This is a genomic window from Acinetobacter sp. RF14B, assembly GCF_006864105.1.
Lineage (GTDB): Bacteria > Pseudomonadota > Gammaproteobacteria > Pseudomonadales > Moraxellaceae > Acinetobacter > Acinetobacter lwoffii_C.
This window is the reverse complement of record NZ_SMTB01000054.1, coordinates 1-18,856: the sequence shown is the minus strand read 5'-3', so window position 1 is coordinate 18,856 and position 18,856 is coordinate 1. Positions and strand designations below refer to the sequence as shown.

Sequence of the window (18,856 nt, the reverse complement as noted above, 5' to 3'; positions counted from 1 at the left end):
TACGAGCGAAGTTATGAAAGTTCGATTCTTCCCCCCTCTGAAAAACCGCTTTTAAAAATATTGGCTGCTAGATGGTTTTTACTATCGTGAGCTTTTGCTTTTAAAAAAACACGAGCGAAGCGAGTTCTGAATGCCTTGGCCGGAATTGAACGTGCCATTGTGACCGATATTGCCGGCACTACGCGCGATGTTCTGCACGAGAAAATTACTTTAAATGGACTACCGATTACTCTGACTGATACCGCCGGTTTGCGGGAAACAGGTGATATTGTGGAAAAAGAAGGGATTCGCCGTGCCATTAAAGAGATTGAACAGGCAGATTTACTGCTGCTGGTCTATGACTTGAGCCAAGGTGAAGATCCGCTTCAACTGGCTCAAGAATATTTTGCAGAGTATATCGAACCGAAACGTTTAATCCTGATTGGCAATAAAGCCGACTTAACCGGTACAGAGGCAAAAATCGGAGATTTAAAAGGCTTCCGCCATATTACCGTGTCTGCCAAGCAGGAAACAGGCGTACAGTCGCTGATAGAGGTGATTACAGAGCATGCAGGCTTCCAGCCGGAAGAGGATACCTTTATTGCCCGTACCCGCCATTTAGATGCAATGAAGCGTACCCAGCACTATCTTGCTGAAGCGCGTGAGCAACTGGTGGTTTATAACGCAGGTGAACTGGTCGCGGAGTCACTGCGACTGGCACAAAATGCCTTGGGGGAAATTACCGGTGACTTTAGCGCAGATGATTTGCTGGGAAAAATATTTGGGTCATTCTGTATCGGGAAATAATGTCAGCTTTGCCAGGCAATGAAATATTGCGCAGATCAAAACAGCCGAATCAGGCTGTTTTTTTTGTATTGTCTTAAAGCGTATAAGATTTAGATGAGAAAGATGCTCCTCCTAAGCTGGTGCAGGTTTCCTCCATTCTCTACTTTTAGCAGCCAGATATTAAAAATATACACCTTTAATAATTTTCTAAAATTCATCCAGTTCCGGTGGAGGAAGATTGGCCTGTTCACCAAGCCCATGATGGTATCAATGGAATTGATTAATTCATTTATTAAACTATTCACTGTCCCTTGAATGGCTTTGCTATTGTAAAACCTCCATAATGGAGGGGTCTGCCGCTAATGCAAAACTTGTTTAATAGTAAGAGTCTTGTGTTTTAAGTTTTTGATAAAATTGATAACTTTATTTTCTTGAAAGGATTCACCACAATCCTCTAAAAATAAATATTTGGTGGAGGGAATATATTTAAACCCTAAGATGAAGAAGGTGCAAAAAGTCCGACTGACCTGAATACAGGCGCATCAGTGTGATGAAAATAGTCCACTGGCACAAAAAACGTATGTTACAGGCCAGCATTTTAACGGCAGTCATCATGCTATTAGAAGTCCGGTGGCTGGATTTACAACTCTATGGCTTTACTTGCAGAGGGTTGGTAGAGGAGTGGGCATTGGGGCTGGCATATTTTGCTTACCGCTGTGCTCGAGGTCATGCGCAAGATCATCATTTTAGTTTTGGCAGCTGGAAAATTGAAACTTTGGCTGCTGATCGGAGTGCCATCTTCTTGCTGGTTGTGGCACTATTTATGGCTTTTCAATCTGTAAGCGACTGTTTAAACCGATTGCTATTCAGGATACCAAGGCCATGCCAATGGTGATTTGAGGTTTAGCGAGAGAACCTAGGGAAACCGTATGGGATGCAGAAATCGAGCATCCAATAATGGAGGAAATGCGAGAAATGATTGCAGAGTTTTTAGTGGGAAAAATTACCGCTCTTGATATGTCCGGGAAATGGGAAAAGCAAATTTTCCTGCAGTTGAACTCTAGCCACCAATAACCGTCTCAATGTCGATCAGGCACGGGAGGAGCTGGTGATTGATGCGGAAATTGTGCAGATTTCGGTAGAAATCAATTCTCTTTAATGAAACCGATGTTCCACGTGAAACGTGAAGTGGGAAATCTGTAGACTTTAGCTAAGAGCCATTGCAAAGGTCAGAATTTTGGCATGGTTTTTAAGTAGAATGAGTTGGAAAAATTTTAGAGCAATGAGCAAAAATATGATTAAAACAACCTTGGTATTGGCCCTATTCAGTTTGGTTTCAACTTTCACTATGGCAAATGTAGAGACAGTGAAAAAAAACCTCAGCCAACAACATCCAAAACTGAAAATTGAAAATATCCAGCCGACTGAAATGCAGGGTATTTACAGTGGTTCCATGCAGGGTCAGATTGTCTATTTGAATCAGGATGCCCAGCATCTGATTGCAGGCTCAATGTTGCGTATTCAGGATCAGCATAATCTGAGCCGGGACCTGTTGGTCCAGCAAAACAGTATAGACTGGAAAAAACTGCCCTTACAGGATGCTTTAAAAAGTGTAAGAGGGACGGGTAAACGTCAGATTGCGATCTTTTCTGACCCCTATTGCCCGTATTGTAAACAGCTGGAGGTAGAACTGAAAAAGTTGAAAGATGTTACGATTTATACTTTTATTCTGCCGTTAAAGCCGCAGTCGATCCTGCCATCCAAACAGCTATATTGTGAAAACCATCCTGTGCAAGCCTGGGAAGACTTGATTTTTAACGGCATCACGCCTAAAAGTAAAAAAAGTTGCGCCAATCCGGTCGAGCGCAATATCCAACTGGCGCAGGCGCTTGGCATTCATGGGACACCCGCCATTATTTTTTCCAATGGTTTTAAGGTGATGGGGGCTTATCCGGCCGGGCAGATTGAACAGATTTTTAAGGAATTTGCTTTATAAGTTTCTGTAACAGACTCTAGATACAGACCATAAAAAAGCACCAGATTTGGTGCTTTTTTACCTAGTATTGGGCGATGTCCGTGTGGATTTACACCGTTTTGCGTTTCGTGACCATATTATAAATAAACAGAATAATCACAGCACCGATAATGGACGCAATCAGACCTGCCGCAGAGTCGGCTGAATACAGCCCCAACATACGTCCACCGAAGGTCGCCAGTAAAGAGCCGGCAATACCCAATAAAGTGGTGACGATAAAACCTGCTTTATCATCTCCGGGATGAATTGCCCGCGCAATCAAGCCCGCAATAAAACCAATCACAATAGCAACGATAAGTGTCCACATGAGGAAGCTCCTTATTATCATGTCTTTGTTTTTACATCATGTATTCATCATACTGAGGTAAACAAAAAACAGAAAAAAGTTGAGTCCTGCAACAGGGTGTAGTGTTTTTGTGCCTGTATGGACTGAATCCTACCGCACAAAAAGTGGCAATCGCCACTTTTGGCAAGCAACTTTAGAGACCGATTTCACCAATAAACGGTAAATGACGGTATTTCTGGTTATAGTCCAGACCGTAGCCGACAATGAATTTATCTTCCACTTCAAAACCGAGGAACTGGACGTCTAGGTCAATTTCACGACGTGAAGGCTTGCTGACCAGAGTACAAAGCTGGATTGAATTCGGTTCACGTGTTTGCAGGATGTCGAGTACCTTGCTCAGGGTATTGCCCGAGTCAATAATGTCTTCCACCACCAGTACATCTTTAGCACGGATTTCGCCGTCCAGATCTTTTAAAATTTTCACATCATGTGTTGAAATTGTACCGCCACCGTAGCTGGATACAGTCATAAAATCCAGTTCATGGGGTTTGGAAATCGCGCGACATAAGTCCGCCATGAAAATTACTGAGCCACGTAATAAACCGATGAGCACAAGTTCTTTGTCACTATTGGCATAGTGTGCATCGATTTGAGCACCAAGCTCTTTGACTTTAGCTTGAATTTCTTCAGCGGAAATCATTACGCTCATTTGAACGGTCATGGGTAGATACCTGAAAATTGAAAAATAAAAAAGGTGTTGACTTGCAACACCTGAATATTCACTAATTTTAATACATCCGAACCTGAGATGCACCTGTTTCATCGGCTGTAAATGTAATCAGGTTTTGGTGGAAGCCGTATCCTTTTTTAAGAGTGTTGCACAGCCTACGCTGATCACTGACCAGAGCAGCAGCCTGCGACGGCGCGATTTTCCAGCAGCGGTATCCGCTCTAGGCTTTGACATAGCGGGCTTGTCCATAGATATAGGTTGCTGCAATATTACGGTCATCCCCCAGCATGGTCAGGGCAAAGAATGTATCTTCAATACTTTGCGCCTTGCTTTGGCGTAGTGCTTGAAGCGCAGTGGCATTCAGTTCCAGTACCACAAAATCGGCTTCTTTACCGATATTAAAGTTGCCCAATCGATCCTCCAGGCTCAGGGCCTTGGCTCCGCCTAAGGTGGCATGATATAAGGCTTCGAAAGCTGGAAGCTGCTCGCCCTGTAGCTGCTGGACCTTATAAGCTTCGTTCAGGCTTTGCAGCTGGTTAAATGAAGTCCCTGCCCCGATGTCGGTCCCTAGTCCGACTTTCACCTCTTTGTCCCACGTCTTTTTCAAGGGAAACAGGCCGCTGCCAAGGAACAGGTTGGAGCTGGGACAGAAGGCAATTGCTGAATCGGTCTGATGCAGACAATCCCATTCGGATTCTTCAAGATGTACACAATGCGCAAATACCGATTTTGACCCGGTCAGGCCATAATGGTGATAGACATCCAGATACCCTTCACGTTCCGGAAACAGGTCTTTGACCCAGGCAATCTCATTGTGATTTTCACTAAGATGGGTGTGGACATAGACATCCGGGTATTCTGCTTTCAACTGCCCTGCTTTTTCCAGTTGTTCGGGGGTCGAGGTTGGGGCAAAGCGCGGGGTAATCGCATACAGGTTCCGCCCCTGCCCATGCCACTTTTCAATCAGCGCTTTAGAGTCTGTATAAGCTGTTTCTGCTGTATCTGTCAGTGCTTCTGGTGCATAACGATCCATCAGTACCTTACCGGCAATCAGGCGCATATTCTGCGCCGTAGCGGCTTCAAAGAGCGCATCTACAGATTGCGGATGTACGGTACAGAAAACCAGTGCCGTGGTAGTTCCATTTTTTAATAATTCCTGAACAAAAAAATCAGCAATTTTCTTTGCATAGGCCGGGTTCTGAAACTGAATTTCGGTAGGAAAAGTATAGGTGTTCAGCCATTCCAGCAGCTGTTCGCCATAAGCACCCATCATTTCGGTTTGCGGAAAGTGAATATGGGTATCGATAAAGCCCGGTACAATCAATTGCTCCGGATAATGGCTGACTTCTAACCCGTCTGGCAGATAATGCTGGCCTTCTTCCCAGTGGCCAAACCACCGGATCTGGCCATTTTCACTGATGAGCAAGCCATCTTCTAGATAACGCACCTGATCGTGAATTTCACGTGCTTGGGCAACGGTATTCTGGATGTCGAGGAAGCGACCACGAACCGCTGTGGTTGCAATGAGAGAAGACATGTTAACACCTGTGTTTTTACTTTTTTCAACAGATTGTAACCTACTTCAGATGATTTATAACGTGACCCTGTGGACTGCGTTTATCAAGCTTAAGCCGCAGCTGTGATCAGGTCATCTGAAAATAAAAAAGCCTGCTGATGCAGGCTTTTTTGAGGATTGCTTTTATAGCGTGGTCTGGTTGTATTTCTTGCTGTGACGAATCGACAGGATCGCCGTGATCGTCAAGACAAGCACAATAAAGCTCAGTGAAATCCAGATTGGCATATGGAATACATCCAGCATCAGCATTTTAAAGCCGATAAAGACCAGAATAATCCCGAGACCATAAGGCAGATAATGCATCTTGGATGCTGCACCCGATAACAGGAAGAACATCGCACGCAGACCCAAAATCGCCATCAGGTTGGCGGTCAGGACAATGAAGGGATCGGTCGTGACAGCAAAAATTGCCGGAATAGAATCGACCGCAAAGATCACATCCGAGGCTTCGACCAGAAGCAAGACCAGGAATAACGGCGTTGCCCACAGTAAATTATCTTTATGGATAAAAAATTTGTCGCCCTCAAGCTGCGGGGTGATGCGCATATGTTTACGCAGCCATTTCAGAATCGCCATATCTTCAATATTGCTTTCTTCTTCATCCTGACCACGCAGGAATTTAAAGCCGGTATACACCAGGAAAGCACCGAAGATATATAAAATCCATGAGAATTCCTGCACGAACCAGGCGCCAATAAAAATGAAGATGGTTCTAAGGACAATCGCACCGAGTACGCCGTAAAGCAGCAATTTACGCTGCAGCGCGGGTGGAATGGCGAAAGCCGCGAAAATCATCAGCCAGACAAAGACGTTATCAATTGCCAGAGATTTTTCCAGCAGATAACCGGCGAAGTATTCCATGACCTTGGCATTGGCAATTGCCGTACCTGCAGTCTGTTCCAGATACAGCCATAAACCGCCACCAAATAAGGTCGCGACACTGACCCAGGCAATACTCCAGTAGGCCGCAGTCCGGACTTTTACCTCCTGACCTTGTTTTTGTTTGAAGCCTAGAAAATCAATAAACAGCATCACCAGAACGATGCCGAAAAAAGCCAGATACAGCCAGAGCGTACCAATTGTTTCCATGTGAATCCTCCACATCTGACAATTGGCCATAAAAAAACCTTGACCTGTTGTCAGATGAAAAACATCTATACCAACATGATCAAGGTCTTGCCTACATCTTACCGTTACACTTCCCATTAAAAGTGTGGCAGCAAGATGCTCAGATACCGACTTTTTGCAAAGTGTAATGACGATATTCTGACACGTTTTACAAGTTGAACCGCAATTGTTAAACGTTTGGAGGAGGCTACTCCCCTTGTTCTACTCAATTCTATTTTGGATCAACTCCAAAGAGAGTGAAGAATCTCATATTTATTGAAATTACGCAAATTTTTATCTGGAGACTGGGGGATGAATAAAATCCGTTTGTCGCACCAAAATAAGCGCCAGTAAGAGAGCCAAAACCGCAAGCAGGCCACCGGCCAGTCCAATATACTCCAGCCCAATGCTTGCACTAACCCAGCCTCCGACTAAGGCACCGCCGCCAATACCGACATTATATAAACCTGAGTAAATGGCCATGGCTACATCGGTGGCATCTGAGGCCAAGTTAAGGGTTTTTGCTTGCAGGGCTAGACTAAAACCAATGATGCTCATGCCCCATAAGAGCGACAGCAGGTTCAGTCCCCAGACTGTAGTGGATAAAGGCAATAACAGCAGCATGGACAGCATGATCCCGAAGCTGAAAAATGGAATGGTCATTTTTGGAAATTTGGAAGCATAGCGGCCAAATAGATAAGAGCCTAAAAAGCCTGCACCGCCATACATCAACAATAAAGTCGTGGTCTGTGCCGAGCTGAACTGGGCAACAGTCAGGGAAAAAGGCTCAATATAACTATAAGCGGTAAATTGTGCCGTGATAACTATCACGGTGAGTGCAAAGACAAGCATCAGGCTCGGGCGTCTGGCCAGAATTTTTAAACTGTTTAAAGAACCAGAATTCACACTGGGCAGTAAAGGCAAGGTTTTGGCCAGAATCAGGCAAATGACGGTGGCAGCAACGCCAATCAGAGCAAAACTGTTGCGCCAGCCATAAGCTTCCCCAATCATGCGTCCAAATGGAATACCGAGTACCATCGCCATCGCTGTGCCGGTGGCCAGCAAACCCAGTGCCTGAAATTCTTTACCTTTGGGCGCCACCCGAACCGCAAGCGAGGCGGTAATGGACCAGAACAAAGCATGGGCCACCGCAATACCCATCCGGCTCATGACCAGTATTTCAAAGCTCCAGGCAAAATAAGACAGCACATGACTGAGAATAAACACCACGAATAATGTGCTGAGCAGCAAGCGCCGTTCAATCTGTTTGGTCAGCAGCATAATCGGTAACGATAACAGAGCCACGATCCAGGCATAAATGGTCAGCATCAGTCCCACTTGGGTAGGAGACATTGAAAAACTGTGACCGATATCACTGAGCAAGGCGACAGGAATAAATTCGGTGGTGTTAAAAATGAAAGCAGCGCAGGCTAAAGCAATGACACATACCCATTGGCGGGTAGGATTTGCCGAAATTTCAGAAGATGACATAGGACGTGACGATGAGTATTGAGCTTAAATTTTAGGGGGAACGAGGCCACTTGTTAAGTTGAAAGCCTGAAAAAAATGTTTCTAAGTTCAAATCAGTAAAATCCAGACAACATGGAGCCAGAAGGAGCAGAAGATGCGGTTTCAAGTTTTTATAAAGTCAGTTTTTGCTCCCTATTCACCTTTAGATAATATTGAAATCAGGGATTTTAAAGTATGCTGATAGCGGTTTAATTAAAAAAAATGAGGGTAAGCGATGCAGTTTCAACATAGCGATAATGGCCAGCAAGGTGAATTTTTTCATTTGAATGAGGCGGGTCAACCGATTGCTAAAATCAGTTATATTTGGCGAGGAGAACATCAAATTATTGCCAATCATACCTGGGTCGATGAGTGTTTACGCGGTCAAGGGGTAGCGCGACAACTGCTGGATGTATTGGTAGAGTTTGCCCGTAACCGACAACTGAAAATTGTACCGACCTGTTCTTATGTCGAGGTGATGTTTAAACGCGAGAAAAGTTTTGAGGATGTCGCCGCCTAAAAACCCTTAAAAATAAAAAAGCCCGCGAAGCGGGCTTTTCAAATCTGTTTATCCGGTTTTTAAGGCATTAATCAATTTCTGATGTAAGCCGCCAAAACCACCATTCGACATAATCACTACGGCGTCTCCCTCGCCTGCTTCAGTGAGCACAGTTTGGATAATATCCTCCAGGCTACCTACGACTTTGGCTTTGTTGGGTGCGGCCTCGATTACTGGTTGTAAATCCCAGTCCAGACCTTCAGGTTGATACCAGAGGACTTCATCCGCCAGACGGGCTGAATGTGCCAGTCCCTCTTTATGGCTGCCCATACGCATGGTATTTGAACGCGGTTCAATAATCGCCCACAGCTTGCGTTTCCCCAGACTTTTGCGTGCACCCTCTAAAGTGGTTTCAATGGCCGTCGGATGATGAGCAAAGTCATCATAGACTTCAATTCCTTTTACGGTATCCAGTAATTCCATCCGGCGTTTCACGCCGCCAAAATTCGACAAGGCCTGGCAGGCGCTGTCAATAGAAACTCCCACATGTTCTGCCGCAGCAATGGCGGCCAAGGCATTTGCCACACTATGCTGTCCGGTCATGTTCCATTTCACCTCACCTTTTACCACGCCGTGTTGTAGCACGTTAAAGTGTGAGCCATCTGCGACCAATTGTTCAGCATAGAGTTCCGCGGTGTCATTGGCAGTTAAAGCGGTGCGCACCACTGGAGTCCAGCAGCCTATTTCCAGCACTTCATCAATATGGGTTTCAGTGATAGGAGCAATGATGCGGCCTTCACTGGGAATGGTACGTACCAAATGATGGAATTGTTTTTGGATGGCAGCCAGATCATCGAAAATATCGGCATGGTCAAATTCAAGATTATTTAAAATCACCGTTTTAGGGTGGTAATGCACAAACTTGGAACGCTTGTCGAAGAAGGCGGAATCATATTCATCTGCTTCGACACAGAAATATTTGCCACCCCCTAAACGTGCACTTTCGCTAAAACCTAAAGGTACGCCGCCAATCAGGAAACCCGGATTTAAACCGGCTTGATCCAGTATCCAGGCCAACATGGTGGTGGTGGTGGTTTTACCATGTGTCCCGGCAACGCCTAACACATGTTTGCCTTGTAGCACATGATCTGCCAGAAACTGGGGACCTGAAATATATGGCAAGCCTTCATTCAGCATATATTCTACTGCATCAATGCCGCGCTTCATGGCATTGCCGACTATCACCAGATCCGGATGCGGCTGTAAATGGCTACGGTCATAGCCCTGCATCAAGCTGATCCCTGCATTTTCCAGTTGGGTAGACATGGGTGGATAGACATTCGCATCTGAACCCGTCACTTGATGTCCTAAATCGCGGGCCAATAGTGCTAGTGAACCCATAAAGGTGCCACAAATACCCAAAATATGCAGATGCATCTACTTCACTCCATTCTTGCCTGACACATCACGTTGTAGAGGTGCTGTTGCCATGATTTATTCGATTTGCAAGCAACGATAGCAAGGCTTAGACTGAAAAGATAGTCAAAGTTCAAGCATTCCTGTGGGATTTTTTTAATCCGGTTTTAGCGACAAAGTCAGGAAAAATTTCAAGTTTCCCCGCCTACCTTTGGGCTCAATAAACCGTAAAATAAGCTGGATCGTTTTACAGGGTGCGTGCAGATGCTACCAACTCTCTTTCTACTGGTGATTGCCAACTGTTTTATGACTTTGGCCTGGTATGGTCATCTTAAATTTTTGCCGCATGATGCACCACTCTGGCAAGCGATCCTGTTGAGCTGGATCATTGCCCTGTTTGAATATAGCCTGATGATTCCGGCAACCAGATTGCTGGCGCAACAGGGGCTGGCTGTGGGACAAATGAAAATTACTCAGGAAGTCGTGACTCTGCTGGTTTTTGTGCCTTTTATGATTTTTCTGTTCAAGCAGCCTTTTAAGCTGGACTATCTATGGGCAGCGGTATGTCTGTGTGGCTGTATCTATTTTGTATTTCGTAGTGCTTAACTATTAAAACGGTTTTTATGATCTGAATATCAGTCAGTCCATAGTTTACTCAGATTTTTTATATAGCCTTCCAATAGGAGCTGATAAAGGCTTCAGCCCGAAGTCCTTCTATATGTTAAAAATATTCAAAACTTACCTTTATTTGGTCCGTCTTTAAAGATTTCGCCTTGCGGCTTGGCCTGATCCAGTTGTGTTGCTTTCCGCTCAGTATTGGCTTGAATGTTAAAATCTAAAAATTATATTTTCTTTATGGCTGTTATTTAGCGTAAAGAAGAAAGCGCCAGGTGCTCTACCCGACTGATCAGGCTCACGCCTGTTGTAAATAGGGCGGCAAAATGATTTTGAGCTTAAACAGTCTATTTTTTGCAAGTACTCCACTTAATCCTCTGTATGAATCCATCAAAACCCTATTCTACAATGACAAAAAAATCAGGATTTATTTTTACAAGCTCTATTTGGTCGGGACTCCCCTGCTCGGTGATTTTCTGTCAGTTGTTTTAAATCTGATAAAAACCATCAAAATCGCGTCTTAGTTTGACCGTTAAATTTTATGAAGTTGAAATTTCGGTCTATAATAGTGAGTTCTTATTAAAGCTTGGCTCTCGTCGAGATTTATCTCTCTTAATTATCTCTGGAAACATTGCAATGAATGCGGCCGCTTCACAAGACACTCCTCTCGTTGGAATCATCATGGGTTCTCAGTCAGACTGGGCTACCCTCGAACACACTGCCAATATGTTAAAACAACTTGGCGTCCCATTTGAAGCGGAAGTGGTGTCTGCGCATCGTACCCCAGACCGTTTATTTGAATATGCGGAAACAGCACGAGAACGCGGTATCCAGGTAATTATTGCAGGTGCGGGTGGTGCAGCACATTTACCAGGTATGTGTGCGGCGAAAACCGATCTGCCGGTGCTCGGCGTACCGGTAAAATCTTCAATTTTAAACGGTGTAGATTCATTACTTTCTATCGTGCAAATGCCAGCGGGTATTGCGGTAGGGACACTGGCAATTGGTCCTGCCGGTGCAACCAATGCGGCCATTATGGCGGCGCAGATTTTAGGTTTAACCCGTGCTGACATCGCCAAAAATGTCGCAGATTTCCGTGCGGCACAGACTGAAAAAGTCGCAAGCAACAATATTCCAGGTCAAATGTAAGCCAGGCTGAACACGGGACAACACACATGGATAAAACCATCGGTATTTTTGGTGGCGGCCAGCTGGGCCGGATGATGGCGCAAGCAGCCTTGCCACTCAATATTCAATGTACCTTCTTTGAAGCATCTGCCGACTGCCCATCGAAAGCGTTGGGTCGGGTGATTTCAACTCAAGCCGATAACGCTTTACAGGACTTCATTAACAGTGCAGATGTTTTCAGTCTGGAGTTTGAAAATACTCCCCTGGCAGATGTCGATGTACTGGTTCAAAACAAAGACCTGCATCCGCCACGTCAGGCTCTGGCCATTGCACAGAACCGTCTGTCTGAAAAAGCCCTGTTTGATGAGCTGAGCATTCCGGTCGCGCCGTATAAAGCGGTGAATTCACTGGACAGCCTGAAAGCTGCGGTTGCTGAACTCGGTCTGCCAATTGTATTGAAAACGGCTACAGGCGGTTATGATGGCAAAGGCCAGTTTGTATTGCGTAACGCGGAACAAATTGATCAGGCCTGGGCTGAACTTGGCCCTGCGGGTTCTCTGATTGCAGAAAGTTTTGTGACCTTCTCGCGTGAAGTGTCGATTATCGCGGTGCGCGGTCAAAATGGTGAGGTCAAAACCTGGCCACTGGCAGAAAATCATCATCACAATGGCATTCTGTCGCACTCGATTGTTCCTGCACCCCACAGTGCTGACTTGCAACCTGTCGCGCAAGACTACATCACTCGCCTGCTGAATCATTTGAATTATGTTGGCGTGTTGACGCTTGAGCTGTTTGTGACAGACAAAGGCTTATATGCAAACGAGATGGCGCCACGTGTGCATAACTCAGGCCATTGGTCGATCGAAGGTGCAGTCTGCTCGCAATTTGAAAACCATATCCGTGCAGTAGCTGGCTTGCCTTTGGGTTCTACTGAAGTGATACGTCCAACGGTGATGGTAAATATCATTGGACAGCATCCAAAATCTGCAGAAGTATTGGCTTTGGACGGCGCGCATTTGCATCTGTACAACAAGTCAGAACGTAAAGGCCGCAAGATTGGCCATATCACCTTAATGCCCACTGACAGCAGTCAACTGACCAGGTTATGCCGCCAATTGGCGAAAATTTTGCCGAATCCGTTAGCATTGAGCGAAGATATGACCATCTAAACTTTAACTTGCTGATAAAAAAAGCGATCACATCTGTGGTCGCTTTTTTATTTGTCTGCTTTCAGGCATGATTGCGCCTCTTTTCAATCCCCCTGCTATTGCTTGGATTACTTTTTAACTTAATTGCTTATAAACCGAGCAACTGAATAGACCGGCAATGATTAAATTGAACTCTGCTCGATGTTCATCTTTTGAGATTGTGCTGTGGATAAGTCTAAGGCTGAGGGAGATTTAAAACTAGTCTTGCGCTTTGAATTTAAATTCAGAACAATAAATTTAAAACTGTAGTTTGAATTCAAACCTGGTTTTAAATTCAAAAAATATGAATTCAAATTTAAATAGCTGTGAATGAATTCAAAGTTTTGAATTTAAAGCAGCCTGATCGCTGTAAAATGAATTTAAAAATAAAAAGTTAGATATTTAAAGACTTAAGTGATACAGGGTTTTGTTTATTAATGTGATTTATCCGCAATATTTTTTTGAATTTAAAAATATTTTTAGAAATTCGGTTTTGAATTCAAAGAATGTTGGGGTTTGAATTTAAAGTTTGCTTGTGGATAAGTGGTTTTAAATTTAAAAACTAAAAAATGAATTTGAAAGTGGAGAAAATATGAATTTAAATTTACCTATTGTCGCTTTAAATTTAAAGATGAGCTGCTAAGGTAGAAGTAATAATTCGAAATTTAAATATTCAGGGGTTTTATGCAACGGCTTGCACTTTCGATAGGTTCTCTGCTTTTGGCTGCCTCACAGGCCCAGGCCGAACTGGTGATTAATGGACAGCGTGTCGCGCCGACTGATTTGTCTTCTGCTTCGACAGTTATTTCAAATAATCCAGTAAATTATGCAGCTCAAAATGATTTTCAACGCTGTTTGGCGAATTTGCGCGGCCGGGCGATTGCTCAGGGGGTGAGTGGCGCAAGTTATGACCGTTATACGCAACATTTAAGCCCAGATTATTCGGTAATTGAAAAGCTGAATTATCAGCCTGAATTTTCAACCCCAATTTGGGACTATTTATCTGGCTTGGTGGATGAAGAACGAGTTCAGCTCGGCCGGCAAAAGCTACAACAGCATCGTGATGTGCTAAACCGGGTGAGTGCAGTTTATGGTGTACCAGCGGAAACTATTGTAGCGGTCTGGGGAGTAGAAAGTAATTTTGGTGATATTTCCGGGAAATATCCTTTATTGCAGTCTTTGGGCACATTGAGTTGTGAAGGCCGTCGCCAAGGGTATTTCCAGGGTGAATTTTTTACCACCATGAAGCTGTTACAGCGTGGTGATGTGCGCGAAGAGCAGCTTAAGGGGTCTTGGGCGGGTGCTTTTGGTCATACTCAGTTTATGCCATCGACTTATAATGAGCTTGCAGTTGATTTTGATGGTGATGGTCGTCGTGATCTGGTGTCAAGTATTCCCGATGCCTTGGCCTCAACCGCCAACTTTTTAAGCAAGCGGGGCTGGCAGACTGGTCAGCCATGGGGTTTTGAGGTGAAAATTCCGCAAAACATGTCAATCTCTGGTGAAGGCCGGCGTAATAAAAAATCACTTGGCAGTTGGGTAAACCGTGGCCTTGTACGTGCCGATGGTACAGCTTTAGTGCAGGGCAATCTATCGGAGGCTTCACAGGCTGGCCTGTTAGCACCGGCAGGTCCAAATGGTCCGGTATTCTTAGTATTTAAGAATTTTGATGCGATTTATAGTTATAACGCGGCCGAAAGCTATGCACTGGCTATTGCACATTTATCTGATCGTTTGCAGGGCAAAGGTGGTCTGCTGACTGCCTGGCCAACAGATGATCCGGGCACTTCACGTATGGAGCGCCGTGAAATTCAGCAATTCCTGTTAAATCGTGGTCATGATATTGGTACAGTCGATGGGTTAATTGGCGATAAAACCCGACAGGCTATTCGTCAGGAGCAAATCCGTTTGGGGCTCAATCCGACAGGACGAGCTGGCCAGCAGATTTTACGTGCCTTCCGCAATGAAAATGCCAAGCTGATGATGCGTTAAGCCAGATCTTCATTTGTGGTTGGGTTTCCCTCTCCTTGCAGGAGACTTGCGAAGCATGCTTCTCAGGGAGAGGGGTTTATAAAACTTTCCCTCATCCTCACCTTCTCCTAAAGGGAGAAGGGACTGTTAATCCTTATAAATTTAGGTGGATGTAATTGTACCCAGTACACGATACCCCGTGGCTCCGGTAACAGCAGGTAAATTTCCACTCAGTTGTTTTATAAAACGCATGGCCAGCCAGGCAAACGCTGTGGCTTCTACCCAGGTCGGACTGAGGCCTAAATCAGCCGTGGTTTGTACACTCCATTCATGTTTGCGCAAGCGCCAGCGTAACTGTTCCAGCAGGTGTGAGTTATAGGCACCGCCACCACAGACATAGACTTCACCAGTCTCCAGTCCCGAACGGTAAATCGCTTTTTTAATTGCACGTGTGGTCAATTTCATTAGCGTGGCCTGAATATTTTCCGGTGTATCTTCCAGCTCGTCGTAGTCCAGGTCACTGCGCCAGTCCAGAATCTGCTCATCCAGCCATTCCAGATTAAAGTCTTCACGTCCGGTGCTTTTGGGCGGTTCTTTAGAAAAATAGTTATGTGACTGTAAACGGTCAAGCAGGCTACGGATCGGGGTGCCATAAGCAGCCCAGTTACCATTTTCATCATAAGGTTGGCCGGTATAACGCTGGCACCAGGCATCCATCAGGATATTGGCGGGGCCGGTATCAAAGCCATATACTTTCTCGGGTTGTCCGGCAGGCAGCATACTGACATTGGCAATCCCGCCCAGATTTAAAATCACCCGGTGAATGGTGTCATGCTGAAAAAGATCCTGGTGAAAGGCTGGAACCAGGGGAGCACCCTGACCGCCTGCGGCCAGATCGCGACGACGAAAATCAGAAATCACCGGAATCTGGGTAATTTCAGTAATAATATTTGGATCGCCAATTTGCAGGGTAAAACCATGCTCGGGGCGATGGCGAATGGTCTGACCATGCGAACCAATTGCCTTAATCCGGGCTTTGTCCAAATTATTTTTTCCAATCAGGGTGTTAATGCCATGACCAATCATCTGGGCTAACGCCACATCTGCTTTGCCCATCCGGTCAATTTCGTTGTCATCCGGTAAAGTCAGGGCCATCAGCTCATCCCGCAGGTCGGGATCAAATGCTAAAGTAAGGGTGGCATGAAGCTGAAGAGGATCAAAAGAAGCAGCAACAATATCGACACCATCCATGCTTGTGCCGGTCATTACCCCAATATAGATCGCTGTCATGGTTATTCTTAAGCCTGCAATATGCTGAAAAAGTGATAGTATATCGTACAAATTGAATAACTGATGTATTTGGATTTTGTGATGTCAAATTTCCTACCGGCTGAAGAACAACTTGCTCTCATTCAGCGAGGCACCCATGAAATTATTTCTGAAGAAGATCTGCTTAAGAAATTAAAGCAGAATCGTCCTTTAAAAATTAAAGCGGGTTTTGACCCGACTGCGCCCGACCTGCATTTGGGGCATACGGTTCTGATCAATAAATTAAAAGTGTTTCAGGACCTGGGGCATGAGGTGTTTTTCCTGATTGGTGACTATACCGCGATGATTGGCGACCCAAGTGGAAAAAGTGCAACACGTCCGCCGTTGTCACGTGAGCAAGTATTAGAAAACGCAAAAACCTATCAGGAACAAGTGTTTAAGATCCTTGATCCAAACAAAACCAAGGTGGTGTTTAACTCTGAGTGGTTTGAGCAAAGAACTGCGGCAGACCTGATTCAACTGGCTTCACAGCAAACTGTGGCACGTATGCTGGAACGTGATGACTTTACCAAGCGTTATAATAGCCACCAGCCAATCGCCATTCATGAGTTTTTGTATCCGCTGGTACAAGGTTATGACTCGATTGCGCTTGAAGCTGATGTGGAAATGGGCGGGACGGATCAAACCTTTAACCTGTTGATGGGACGTACTTTACAAGGTCGTTATAATCAAGAGCCACAGGTATGTATTACAGTCCCTATCCTTGAGGGTTTGGACGGTGTCAATAAAATGTCTAAATCTCTGGGCAACTATATTGGTGTATTTGATGCACCAGGTGCCATGTATCAAAAAGTGCTGTCCATGCCGGATGCGCTGATCGAACGTTATTTCGATCTACTGAGCTTTAAAACGATTGAAGAGATTCAGCAGCTGTTAAAAGAAGTGGCTGAAGGCCGTAATCCGCAAGAAGTGAAGAAAATTCTGGCACTTGAGCTGGTAGAGCGTTTCCACGGGGCGGAAGCTGCTGCCAATGCCCATAAAGGTGCGGGCAACTTGATTACGGAAGGTGAGCTGCCTGAAGGTACCCCTGAAATTACTGTTTCTCGTTCTGAATTTGGGGGAGAAATCTTTATTGCTTCCATACTGCGTGCAGCGGGTCTGGTAAAAAATGCGGCTCAAGCCAAAGATGCGGTGGCACGTGGTGCAGTTAAAGTCGACTGGAAAGAGGTGGATGCGTCGTATTCAGTAAAAGAAAATGTGACTTTAATTGTTCAGGCCAGCAAAAAAGCGATTGCCAAAGTGATTTTTACGGACTGATTTAATTTATAAGTGATTGAAAATAAAAGCAGGCTTCGGTCTGCTTTTTTGTTGTCCGCTATATCTAAAATTCAAATAAGCAAATTCAAAAAAACCTTATAAAAACAATAATTAAATTTTTCCAAACTGCTTGCGTTTGAATATTTTTGTGTATAAGATTTATTCGTCTAGAGAATTGGTTTACAGCGCATCTAGAGGGTAATGGGACATAAATCACCCCATAACTTGGAAAGCCTCTTGTATAGGGTTCTTTTTAAGCAATTAGCGAATAACAATAACAATGACATACTGGATCGGGTAAAGATTCAATTCAAGGGAGAGGTTTTGGGAGAGATCTCTTCCTTTTTTATTTTCTTAAATCTCATTTCTGAGCTTATATAGGGTTAGCGTGTCTTGAAATCGACAGTCGTTAATTGACTGGCTGATTGAATGGGTCAAAATACCAAAAATAGCTTTCAACTGGAAAACTCAGAAAAGCAGTATATTTTTAAGTCTCCCAAAAAACCAAGAGTGCATATCCTGCTGAAAAGGTTTTTTTGATGAAAAATATGTTCGAGAGCTTAAAATTTTTCTTTACGTAAATTTGTATTAAAGAGCAGTTGTCCTGCTTTTAAAACGATATTGACTCTATTTTAAAGAAATACAGCTGTTTTTTTTATCGCTTCTTTATAACAGTTTTAACTAGGAGAGCATAAAGCGTATTAAGGCAGGATTTATGGATCTGGGGGAAGACAGTATAGGTAGAGAAAGTTTCACTCATTTAGCTGAATGAAAAGAGTCATAATAATTAGGTTGTAAAAATAAAATCCATACGAGGAAGAATATTTAAGGGTTAAACAGATTTCTTCTAGCACATCACAGAAAAAAGCTCTGAATATAAAGCCTCATCAGGAAATTCAAGAGGCAGACTATTTTTAAAGTGAATAGAAAGCTTATTTTTCAAATAAATAAATTTATTTTTGAAGTGATGCTGGAAAACTGCTCACTCAAGGGTGAGATTCCGGATAAAAAGCCGGAGGGCGAGGATTTTTGATCGTAATTAGCTCTAAGTAAATAGGGTGAAAATAAAAACAAAGCTTGTATTAGTAGGTTTATAGGTAAGAAAATGCTTAAAATTTAGATAAAAAACCAATTTTCACCCCGTTTTCGTAGAAAAAAGAAACATACGTGAAAAATATATTGAATAGGGGCTTGCAAAGCTTTAGAAATCCTCTAGAATGCACCCCATACCGACGAGATAGCCGGAACGAACGAAGCGCGAAGCGTTGAGTTGTTTAGGATTGTCGAAGTCCAGCATCTAATACTGACGAGGTATTAGAAAGATCATTAAGAGATTATGAAGAACAACTTGTGTGGATTTTTACTGGTTGATTGATCGAAATATTATCATTGATTGATTGGTTTAAATTACTCGAAGTTTATTTGAGAGAATTTGTCAGAAAATTG

General features: G+C 44.1%; 14 protein-coding genes and 2 pseudogenes. 9 read left to right on the top strand and 7 right to left on the bottom strand.

Annotated features, from left to right (window positions below):
- Positions 1-123 precede the first annotated feature (123 nt).
- The 3 genes and pseudogenes from E2K52_RS09275 to E2K52_RS09265 form a co-directional block, all read left to right on the top strand.
- A pseudogene (locus tag E2K52_RS09275) lies at positions 124-786 on the top strand (GTPase); the annotation flags it as partial.
- A 510-nt stretch (positions 787-1,296) separates the two neighbouring features.
- A pseudogene (locus E2K52_RS15740) lies at positions 1,297-1,662 on the top strand (cation transporter); the annotation flags it as partial.
- Positions 1,663-2,059: 397 nt separating this feature from the next.
- Positions 2,060-2,761 (top strand): DsbC family protein, encoded by a 702-nt coding sequence (locus E2K52_RS09265; RefSeq protein ID WP_151204852.1) that lies wholly within the window; start codon positions 2,060-2,062, stop codon positions 2,759-2,761.
- Positions 2,762-2,849: 88 nt separating this feature from the next.
- Here the strand turns inward: E2K52_RS09265 and E2K52_RS09260 are convergent, their stop codons facing one another.
- The 5 genes from E2K52_RS09260 to E2K52_RS09240 form a co-directional block, all read right to left on the bottom strand.
- The gene (locus E2K52_RS09260) at positions 2,850-3,107 is read right to left on the bottom strand and encodes a GlsB/YeaQ/YmgE family stress response membrane protein (RefSeq protein ID WP_151204851.1); all 258 of its coding nucleotides are present in this window, start codon (positions 3,105-3,107) and stop codon (positions 2,850-2,852) included.
- Between the two features lie 172 nt (positions 3,108-3,279).
- Positions 3,280-3,807 carry a hypoxanthine phosphoribosyltransferase gene (gene hpt / locus E2K52_RS09255; protein WP_151204850.1) on the bottom strand — a complete coding sequence of 176 codons (528 nt, stop codon included), beginning with the start codon at positions 3,805-3,807 and terminating at the stop codon, positions 3,280-3,282.
- A 229-nt stretch (positions 3,808-4,036) separates the two neighbouring features.
- Entirely contained in the window at positions 4,037-5,353 is a 1,317-nt protein-coding gene (guaD, locus tag E2K52_RS09250) for a guanine deaminase (protein ID WP_151204849.1), read from the bottom strand.
- A 162-nt stretch (positions 5,354-5,515) separates the two neighbouring features.
- Entirely contained in the window at positions 5,516-6,481 is a 966-nt protein-coding gene (locus E2K52_RS09245; RefSeq protein ID WP_151204848.1) for a TerC family protein, read from the bottom strand.
- Positions 6,482-6,793: 312 nt separating this feature from the next.
- Complete coding sequence (locus E2K52_RS09240; protein WP_151204847.1) at positions 6,794-7,990, bottom strand: sugar transporter; 1,197 nt, start codon at positions 7,988-7,990, stop codon at positions 6,794-6,796.
- Positions 7,991-8,243: 253 nt separating this feature from the next.
- On the opposite strand from E2K52_RS09240, the gene E2K52_RS09235 reads away from it, so the two are divergent.
- Positions 8,244-8,528, top strand: coding sequence for a GNAT family N-acetyltransferase (locus tag E2K52_RS09235; protein WP_151204846.1), 285 nt, complete (start codon positions 8,244-8,246; stop codon positions 8,526-8,528).
- A gap of 48 nt (positions 8,529-8,576) precedes the next feature.
- Here the strand turns inward: E2K52_RS09235 and mpl are convergent, their stop codons facing one another.
- Positions 8,577-9,944: a UDP-N-acetylmuramate:L-alanyl-gamma-D-glutamyl-meso-diaminopimelate ligase gene (gene mpl / locus E2K52_RS09230; protein WP_151204845.1), complete on the bottom strand. Its 1,368-nt coding sequence runs from the start codon at positions 9,942-9,944 to the stop codon at positions 8,577-8,579.
- A gap of 243 nt (positions 9,945-10,187) precedes the next feature.
- On the opposite strand from mpl, the gene E2K52_RS09225 reads away from it, so the two are divergent.
- The 4 genes from E2K52_RS09225 (at position 10,188) to E2K52_RS09210 (ending at position 14,845) form a co-directional block, all read left to right on the top strand.
- Positions 10,188-10,529 (top strand): DMT family protein, encoded by a 342-nt coding sequence (locus E2K52_RS09225; RefSeq protein WP_151204844.1) that lies wholly within the window; start codon positions 10,188-10,190, stop codon positions 10,527-10,529.
- Positions 10,530-11,174: 645 nt separating this feature from the next.
- A complete protein-coding gene (purE, locus tag E2K52_RS09220) occupies positions 11,175-11,687 on the top strand; it encodes a 5-(carboxyamino)imidazole ribonucleotide mutase (RefSeq protein WP_151204843.1) in 513 nt (170 codons plus the stop codon).
- Positions 11,688-11,713: 26 nt separating this feature from the next.
- Positions 11,714-12,835 carry a 5-(carboxyamino)imidazole ribonucleotide synthase gene (locus E2K52_RS09215; protein WP_151204842.1) on the top strand — a complete coding sequence of 374 codons (1,122 nt, stop codon included), beginning with the start codon at positions 11,714-11,716 and terminating at the stop codon, positions 12,833-12,835.
- A 702-nt stretch (positions 12,836-13,537) separates the two neighbouring features.
- Positions 13,538-14,845 carry a lytic murein transglycosylase gene (locus E2K52_RS09210; RefSeq protein WP_151204841.1) on the top strand — a complete coding sequence of 436 codons (1,308 nt, stop codon included), beginning with the start codon at positions 13,538-13,540 and terminating at the stop codon, positions 14,843-14,845.
- Between the two features lie 141 nt (positions 14,846-14,986).
- On the opposite strand, the gene E2K52_RS09205 is transcribed toward E2K52_RS09210, so the two are convergent.
- The gene (locus E2K52_RS09205; protein WP_151204840.1) at positions 14,987-16,114 is read right to left on the bottom strand and encodes an anhydro-N-acetylmuramic acid kinase; all 1,128 of its coding nucleotides are present in this window, start codon (positions 16,112-16,114) and stop codon (positions 14,987-14,989) included.
- Between the two features lie 63 nt (positions 16,115-16,177).
- Between E2K52_RS09205 and tyrS the strand changes: the two genes are divergently transcribed.
- The gene (tyrS, locus tag E2K52_RS09200; RefSeq protein WP_161981134.1) at positions 16,178-17,410 is read left to right on the top strand and encodes a tyrosine--tRNA ligase; all 1,233 of its coding nucleotides are present in this window, start codon (positions 16,178-16,180) and stop codon (positions 17,408-17,410) included.
- The last annotated feature ends 1,446 nt before the right edge of the window (positions 17,411-18,856 follow it).